Below are 1,037 nucleotides of genomic sequence, written 5' to 3'. Positions count from 1 at the left end.
GGCGTTGGCGCACACGTTGTTGTTGCTCGACGCCGACCCCGGCCAGCAGCTGCCGTCCGGTGCATCGTCGCAGGCTGCACGGCGTGAGCTACCCCGTGCAGCACGGTATGACGAGGCATTCGGCGGCGCTGTCGGCCCCGAGGGCGATCCGGATGCTTTCAGCGACCAGGCGTTTTCGACATATCCGCAGGCTGCACGGCGTGAGCCACCCCGTGACGCATCCCGTGACGATGCCGTCACGACCCCGTCCTCGGAATGGGGCGACAACCCTGGTGGACCCGACGCGGGGGATACGGCGACCGAACCGGGCGACGTGGACCCGGAACAGGTGTTTTCGCAGGTCTCACGGCGTGAGCCACCCCGTGGCGCAGGGCATCCTCGCGCGCGCGCACGCGTGCGGCACCAATCACCTAACACCAATCACCTATCACCGGGCACCGGTGCTGCTTCCGTTGGTAACTCAGCTACAGACCGCGAGCGCGAAAACCGCGACGACCAACCCGCCGGACCGCCAGTGCCACCGAACGCGTGGGCAGTGATCCGCGAAGTCATCCCCGCCGAACAACCCCAGACCGTCCGGACCGAACTCGCGCTCCAGGTCTCGACGCTCCAGAAGTCCGGGACCGCACCCGACGTCATCAAAGACTCGCTGACCCTCTGGCTCAAGAAGCCGACCCTCGGACCCCGAGCGCTCCCCGTGATCGTCTCCGAAGTCCTCAAACGCCGGAACGGCGCAACCGGTAACACCAAACCCGGCGGCGCCGACCGCGCCCAATCGATCCTCGACCGCACCAACCGACTCACCGCGACCACGGAGGCACCCCATGCCCAGCTCGACTGACATCGAGATCGCCGGACTCACCCTCGCCAAAGCTGCACTCCTCGACCACCGCATCACCGCCGACGACCCCCAGATCCTCGCCTGGGCCGAATGCTTCACCGGCCAGGACATCGGACACGGCGAAGCCCTCGACGCCGTCCTGACGCACTACCGCAAACCGAACCCGTTCGCGATCATGCCCGGCGACGTCCTCGCC

General features: G+C 67.5%; 2 protein-coding genes. Both read left to right on the top strand.

The window, feature by feature from the left end; all coding sequences use genetic code 11:
* Positions 1-841: hypothetical protein (locus ABT116_RS50220; protein WP_351648524.1), on the top strand; the 841-nt coding region annotated here is incomplete at its 5' end.
* The coding region (locus tag ABT116_RS50215; RefSeq protein WP_351648522.1) for a hypothetical protein at positions 825-1,037 on the top strand (213 nt) is incomplete at its 3' end. The genes ABT116_RS50220 and ABT116_RS50215, both read left to right, overlap by 17 nt.

Source organism: Streptomyces sp. NPDC002130 (assembly GCF_040296465.1).
Taxonomy (GTDB): domain Bacteria; phylum Actinomycetota; class Actinomycetes; order Streptomycetales; family Streptomycetaceae; genus Streptomyces.
The sequence above is the reverse complement of the archived record's forward strand: the minus strand, read 5'-3'. Positions and strand labels throughout refer to the sequence as shown.